This window comes from Cupriavidus phytohabitans (assembly GCF_017815025.1).
GTDB lineage: Bacteria > Pseudomonadota > Gammaproteobacteria > Burkholderiales > Burkholderiaceae > Cupriavidus.
Map to the genome: position 1 here is coordinate 1 of NZ_JAGIQB010000111.1, position 6,780 is coordinate 6,780.

5 protein-coding genes and 1 pseudogene are annotated in these 6,780 nt (G+C 62.2%); all 6 read right to left on the reverse strand.

Annotated elements, in window-relative coordinates:
- Positions 1-169 precede the first annotated feature (169 nt).
- The 6 genes and pseudogenes from sctR to sctU all read right to left on the reverse strand — a co-directional run bounded on the left by sctR (position 170) and on the right by sctU (position 6,638).
- Positions 170-820, reverse strand: a complete 651-nt coding sequence (sctR, locus tag J8I34_RS32755; protein WP_029050252.1) for a type III secretion system export apparatus subunit SctR — start codon at positions 818-820, stop codon at positions 170-172.
- A complete protein-coding gene (sctQ, locus tag J8I34_RS32760; RefSeq protein ID WP_209778172.1) occupies positions 804-2,171 on the reverse strand; it encodes a type III secretion system cytoplasmic ring protein SctQ in 1,368 nt (455 codons plus the stop codon). Before sctQ ends, sctR begins: the two co-directional genes overlap by 17 nt.
- Positions 2,172-2,243: 72 nt before the next feature.
- Positions 2,244-2,602, reverse strand: a pseudogene (locus J8I34_RS32765) (IS30 family transposase); the annotation flags it as partial.
- Positions 2,603-2,730: 128 nt separating this feature from the next.
- Entirely contained in the window at positions 2,731-3,414 is a 684-nt protein-coding gene (gene sctP, locus J8I34_RS32770) for a type III secretion system protein SctP (RefSeq protein WP_209778170.1), read from the reverse strand.
- A gap of 16 nt (positions 3,415-3,430) precedes the next feature.
- Entirely contained in the window at positions 3,431-5,542 is a 2,112-nt protein-coding gene (gene sctV / locus J8I34_RS32775; protein ID WP_209778167.1) for a type III secretion system export apparatus subunit SctV, read from the reverse strand.
- A gap of 28 nt (positions 5,543-5,570) precedes the next feature.
- Positions 5,571-6,638 carry a type III secretion system export apparatus subunit SctU gene (sctU, locus tag J8I34_RS32780; protein ID WP_209778165.1) on the reverse strand — a complete coding sequence of 356 codons (1,068 nt, stop codon included), beginning with the start codon at positions 6,636-6,638 and terminating at the stop codon, positions 5,571-5,573.
- Positions 6,639-6,780: the final 142 nt, after the last annotated feature.

Below are 6,780 nucleotides of genomic sequence, written 5' to 3' on the forward strand. Positions count from 1 at the left end.
GCTGGTTGAATCATTTTCTGGCCTTCAAGTTTCACGACCGCAAATTCTACTTCCGTACCGTTACTGCGACAGAACCCTCGCCCCTACCTCCTTATCCCGACGGAACCTCAGAAGTGGGGAAATCCCAGGCTCCGAAGGGAGGGAGTCGTCCATCATCACATCGGAGCCGCTAACGATAGGTCATCACAAGGCCGTGGACCAGCGTGGACCAGCCGTCCATCACGACGAACAGCAGCAGCTTGAACGGAATGGCCACGTTGGTGGGCGTCACCTGATTCAGTCCCATCGCGAGCAACACATTCGCGATGATCAGGTCGATGACGATAAAGCAGATGTAGAGCAGAAAGCCGATCTTGAACGCGTCGGTCAGTTCGGTCAGCGTGAAGGCGGGCGCGAGTACGATCAGGTCGTTCTCGTGCAGGCTTGACGCCGCGTCTTTTGGCCATACCACATTCGCCGAGCGAATGAAGAAGCGTTTTTCGCGTTCGTTTGTGTGCTTCTGCAAGAACGCGCGGAACGGTTCGCGCGCGCCGCTGAAGATCTGGATCAGCGCCTGAGTAGGCTGGCTGGAAATTGGCTGCCCCTGCATCGACTGCATGGCCTCCATGCCGACCGGCGCCATCACGTAGAGCGAGACGAGAATCGCTATGCCATTTAGGACCATGTTGGGCGGCACCTGCTGCACGCCGAGAGCATTGCGCAGCAGGCCGAGCACGACGACGATCTTCGCGTACGAGGTGACGATCATCGCAACGAAAGGGACGAGGCTGATCGCAACAATGACGATCAGCAGTCCGGTGATGTCACTGAACTGAACCATCACCGTGCGCCATGCGCAGGATGCGGATGCCTAGATGGTCGCCCACGGTGACGAGTTCGCCGTAGCCGATGGTCTGGCCATGAGTGACCAGCTTGAGTTGTGCTTCTGCAACCGACGTCGGCAGTTCGAGCACATAGCCAGGGCGCAGCGCATACAGTTGCGAGAGCGGCAGCGCAACGGTGTCCAATTCGAACTGGACGGGCAGATCGAGTTCGCCGATGTCGATCGGATTCGAATGTTCATCCGGCGCGAGAAGATCGTCCGGGCGAACGGGATCCAGCTCATTGGTCATGATGGGCTCCTTCGTGAGTGAAAGCCTGCGGCCTTCGATGTTGACTGGCGCGTGAACGCGCATCAGGCCGGGCGAGCCCCAAGCCATGGTGGCGCTCGCGGGCGACGCGGCCTGTGCGGCAGAGCCTTCGGCCGCGTGCGTTGCGCAGGCTTCGACGATATGGCGTGCGTCGCTTTGCGGCAGCAGTGCGCGCAGTTGACCGGCCAGCGAACGCAGCAGGACGTCGCCCGGTTGAAGCGCGCGCAGCGTGTCGACGGGCAGGCGCCGCGAGCCAAGTATCAGGCGCCCCGGCACCGGGCAGTTGCCCAATGGACATGTGCGTTCCTGCATTCGCGATGAAGCGTACGCGGCGAAGGCGTCGGCGGTAAAACGGGCCGTGCGCGCGAAGTGCCACGCTTCGAGCGCGTCCACCAAGGGCGCCGCCAGCATCACGCGCGCGCGATGCCGGGTTCCGTCGGCCGAGAAAGTCACGCTGAATGCCGCGCCGTCTCGCGCATCGAGGATATCGGGCTCATTCGACGCGTGCGGCAGGCCGCGCTTGAGCTGCGTGACATGCACGCCGGCAAAGCCGAGCGCAGCAAGCCGCTTCAGCAACGGCTCCAGCAGCACACCGGCGACCGCGATGCGCAACGCACGCGCCGCGTCGCTGGGGACCGGCGCGCCGTCTGGCAACGCGGCGATCTCGAGAGCGGGATACGCAGCAAGATCGAACAGCACGCGAATCGCGCCGGCCGGATGCTCGAGATCGAGCACGCCCGGCTCTGCAAAAGGCGCGGGCGGGCCTTCGGCTGCGGCTTCGGGCGTCGCTTGCCATTCGGCGATAGCGGCGTTCCGTTCAACGCATTGCACGCTGCCCGCATGGCAGACGAGCCGCGCAACGCGCGCAACGCCGAGTGGCACGGCGCGAAGGAGCAGCACGCCAATGGGCGTGGTTTGTGCTCCCGCGCGCAAGCCGGCGTTCACTGCAGCAGCCGGCTGGGCGGCAGGCGGTGCAGCCTCGGTCGCGGCGTGTTCTGTGGCCACGTTCACCCCTGGCATTTCGGCGATCGAATAACTCATGCGGCGTCGGTTCAATGGCCTGGCCTGCGTTGGCCAGGGCGGTTTCAAGTGTGAAGGACAACACCCCGTATGTTATTGAACAGGAAGTCGGTCCGAGGGATTAGCTAGAACCTGAGCGAGGACTGGACTTGTAATGGGTTGTGGCAGTTAGGGTTTTGCGAGGCCGGGTTTTGAAACTATCGGCGATGGCATCGAGGTCCTCCTGAGAGTGGACGGACAGGTCGGTGCCCTTGGGTAAGAACTGGCGCAGCCAGACCGTTGGTCTTCTCGCAGAAGTACACGCGCACGCCGGTGGTGGCGCTGAGTTCGCCGTGCCGCGCCATCTCACCGCCCTGGTCGTAGGTCAGCGTCTGGCGCAGCGGCGCGACCAGGGATTGCAGCTTGGCGGTGAAGCCCGCCAAGGCCGAAGCAGCAGTAGCGTTGGGCATCTTATCTCGATGCGCATGCGCTCTTCGGATTGTAGTTGTTGGTACTTCATTCTTGTCATTCACTGGACCGGATGGCAAGGTGCTGCATTTCAGATTTGAGGGCCGCCCAGGATAAACAACAGGCGGTGAGTTCACCACACTGTCAGTTCGATCTCGCGTGGCGTGCCCCACGCGTTTAGCAGCGCAGCGAGATCGCGTTCGAGCACCGCACTGTGGTCGAAGAGTAACTGCCGCGTTCCGATGCTCGGCGTGTCGAACCGAAGCGACAGCCAGAAACGCGAAAGAGAGAGATAGAGCGTCGTGTCCGGCAGAATGCGCGCGTCGAGCGGAATACTCACTTCCCAGTTGCCGGCATTGCCGATCGCCGGGTTGGCGCAGAAGGCGGCCACCTGCCACGCGAGCGAGCGCGCAAGTTCGAGAAAGTGGCCTCGCGTGCGAAATAGGACGTCGACGGCGGGCATCGTCGTGGCGGGAAGACGCTGCAGCAGAGCCTCGTGCGCGGCGAGTGGGCTGGCCGATTCGCGCGCGGCTTCGCCCTCCGCAGTGGCTTCCACGTGGGCGTTCGAATCGCTGGCCCGTCCGTCGTCAAAGGGAATTACGTGCGCGCAATTGTCAACGGGATCGCTTGCTTCGCATGAGTGATCCGCTTGCGTTTCAGGCGTCGCTCGATCGAATGCTACGGAAGCGCGCGGCGCGCTCGGGCGACGCACGAGCACCGCGTAATCGAAAGGCCGCGCGCGCACCACGCGGGCGGTGGGCCGCTGGTCGCTATTCGACGCAATGATGCGGAGCGGCCTCGGTTCGATGAGGGTCATGAGGTTAACGTGGAGGTTAGCGCGCTGCTAGTGTCACGCGACCGAGCGGCTTCAATTCGACATGCTGGCCTAGTTCTTGATAGGAGTAGACGGCGAGCCAGTCGAGCCGCGCCTCGATCATGCGGCGCACGTAACGGCGAATGTCCATCGAGGTGACGAGCGCTACGCCGTCACGCGGCGTAGCGCCAACAAAAGATTGGATCCGGTCAATAAAAAAGCCCACTTCATCAGGCGGCAATGCAAGGAAGTTGCCCGTTGGCGTCTGCTTGATCGCCTGGCGGATATGCTGCTCGACCGGCAGATCGAACAATACCGCGGCCAATATCCGGCCCGCACCCGCTGCGCGATGCGCGAGAAAGCGCGCGAGATCGCCGCGCACATATTCGGTCAGCATCAGCATGTCCTTTTCCTTCGCGCCCCACGCGACGAGGCTCTCCAGAATATTGCGCACGTTGCGGATCGGAATCTGCTCTTCCAGCAGCCGCCGCAGCACGTCGGCAATGCGCTGCGGCGGCAGCACCTTCTGCACCTCGGCAACGAGGCCTGGATTTTCGGTGTTCTGCTGATCGAGTATCCATTGCACTTCCTGAATGCCGAGAAAGAGCGACGCGTGCTTGCGCAGCATCGCCACCGACGCATAGGCGATCACCTGCTCGGCGCGCCATGCCGGTTGGTTGGGCGGCAAGCTGGTTTCGTCGATCCACCATGTGGGCCCAGGGCCGCCGTCGAGTCCAGGGCGTTCCTCACCGCCACGAACATCGGCGCGCGCGTCGCGCGTTTCGGCGTCGGCGGAAAGCGGCTCGCGCATGCCGGTGAGCGCCGGCTCCGGCAGCATTACCTTGCCGGGCGGCAATTCGATCGCACAATACGGGACGTCTTGCATGAGCAGTTCGCAGCTCGAAGCGGGCAAGTCGTCGCTTGTCCACATGGTGATGCCCGGAAATGGCAAGCCGAGATGTTCCTGCAGCCGCCCGCGTTCGGTTTCGAAGGAGCGGTCGAGCGCGGTAGTTGACAGGCGCACGACGAGGTCTGGCGACATGCGCACACCGACCGGGCAGGTGAATTGAGGCGCTCGCGTGAGGATTGCCGGCGTCCCGGCTTTCGAGCCGACGCGCTGCATTGCGTTGACGGCTCCCCCCGCATGCGTGATCACGGCGGGCTTGTGCCTGCCGAGTCGGTAACCGCAGGACGCGAGAATCGCCGCGAGCAGCACGAACAGCGCAGTCGGAAAGCCCGGCACGGCGGCGAAGCCAAGCAGGAGCAGGCTCGCGAAGTAGAGTGCGCGGGCGCTGACCGAAAGCTGCTGACCGATCTCGTCGCCGAGCGACAGCGGCCGCGCGTCGCGTTCGTCGGAGACGCGCGTGATCATTACGCCCGCGGCCACCGAAAGCAGCAGCGACGGAATCTGCGAGACCATTGCATCGCCGACCGACAGAACAGAAAAGCGGTTCGCCGCTTCGCCCGCCGTCATCCCGTGATACGAGACGCCTACCGCAATGCCCGCAATGATGTTAATCAGTGTGATGATGAGACCGGCCACCGCATCGCCCTTGACGAACTTCATCGCGCCGTCCATGCCGCCGTGCAACTGGCTTTCGACAGCAAGCGTTGCGCGTTTGCGGCGCGCCTCTTCGGGCGTGAGCAGATTGGCGCGCAGATCGGCGTCGATGCTCATCTGCTTGCCGGGCAACGCGTCAAGTGTAAAACGCGCGCCGACTTCGGCCACGCGCTCCGAGCCTTTCGCAATCACGATGAACTGCACGGTAGTGATGATCAAGAACACCACCATGCCGACCACGAGGTTGCCGCCGACCACCAGCTCGCCAAAACTTTCGATAATGTTGCCCGCATCCGCGTGCAGCAGAATCGATTTGGTCGAGGCAATGTTGAGCGAGAGCCGGTACAACGTGGTGAAAAGCAGCAGCGACGGAAATACGGAAAGCGACACCACGTTCGGCACATACATGGTCACCATGAGCAGAGTCACGCTGATCGTGATGTTGATGGCGAGCAGCACATCGATCAGAAACGGCGGCAGCGGCAGGATCATCAGCGAGATGATCGCGACCACCAGCATCGCGATGCCGATTTCGCCGGTGGCGGGTAACTTAGGTGGTGTCTTGAACATCGCGGCTCCCGAGGTTGTCGCCATTGTGCTAGCCGGCGTCGTTTTCAATACGCCGTGAGCCGATCGCATCGACCCAGCGTAGGATCGCGGCGATGGTTTCGAACATTTCCTCCGGAATAGGGTCGTCTATCTCGACCTTGTAGAGCGCGTGCGCGATCGGTGGATTGCCGATGATCGGTACATTCGCATCGCGCGCGAAGCGACGCAATTGCGCCGCATTTTCGTCCATGCCACGCGCGATCACAAGCGGAAGCGGATGTTCTGCGGGGGCATAGCGGATGGCGACCGCATAGTGCGTCGGGTTGACGATCAGGGCGTTCGCAGACCTCACGCGCTGCGCGGGTGCCGCCGCAGTCGCCAATTCGCGCGCCAACCTTTTGCGTTTCGCCTTGATCTGCGGGTCACCATCCATTTCTTTGTGTTCCCGCTTGACTTCGTCTTTCGACATTTTCAGTTTTCGCAGGAACAGCATGCGTTGCACCTTGACATCGACGACACCGATTACGATAAACACGGTCACGGCCACGGCGAAGAGTTTGATCAGCAACGACCAGAAGAGCTTCGACAATTCGGGAAGCGGCTGGTACAGCGAACCCACGATCAACGGCAGTATCCATTTGATCGTGAACCCCATCACCGCTCCGATAATGCCCGCCTTGATCACCATCCTTACGATGTCGATCACCGTGCGCAACGAGAACATCCGCTTTACGCCGTCGACGGGGCTCACGTGTTTGGGATCGGGTACGACAGGTTTGGTGGCAATCTGAAAACTCACTTGCGGGATCAGCGCGGCCACTGCTGCGAGCGCTGCCGCACCCACGCATGGCACGATCACGATCAATGCCTGCTTGCCGAGGTTGAACAGCTTGACGAACATGAGCGACTGACCGTGACTGCCAGACGTGAATTCGAGCGCAGTACTGACGATGGTTCGCAGCGCACCGCCGAAGCTATCGGCCCCGAACGCGAGCACGCCGACGACAGCGGCCATCGTCGCGCCGTCGACCAGATCGGCGCTCTTCGACGTCTCGCCATCCTTGCGTGTGTCGAGTAGTCGTTTGTTGGTGGGCTGCTCGGTCTTTTCTTCGCTCATGACTTTCCGCTCATGACTTTCTGCTCGTAATGTCGAATGGGCGCACCCATGCGCTTTCGCGAGGGTCGAAGGTAGCGGACCATTCGCCGCGCTGCGCGGCGAATGCGAAGCCTGTCTTCGGCAAGCGAAGTGACGCCGCCAC

Excerpts from the sequence above, each read along its gene's own strand:
- sctP (WP_209778170.1), bottom strand. The coding sequence starts at position 3,414 with ATGACCCTCATCGAACCGAGGCCGCTCCGCATCATTGCGTCGAATAGC.
- sctV (WP_209778167.1), bottom strand. The coding sequence starts at position 5,542 with ATGTTCAAGACACCACCTAAGTTACCCGCCACCGGCGAAATCGGCATC.
- sctR (WP_029050252.1), bottom strand. The coding sequence starts at position 820 with ATGGTTCAGTTCAGTGACATCACCGGACTGCTGATCGTCATTGTTGCG.
- sctQ (WP_209778172.1), bottom strand. The coding sequence starts at position 2,171 with ATGAGTTATTCGATCGCCGAAATGCCAGGGGTGAACGTGGCCACAGAA.
- sctU (WP_209778165.1), bottom strand. The coding sequence starts at position 6,638 with ATGAGCGAAGAAAAGACCGAGCAGCCCACCAACAAACGACTACTCGAC.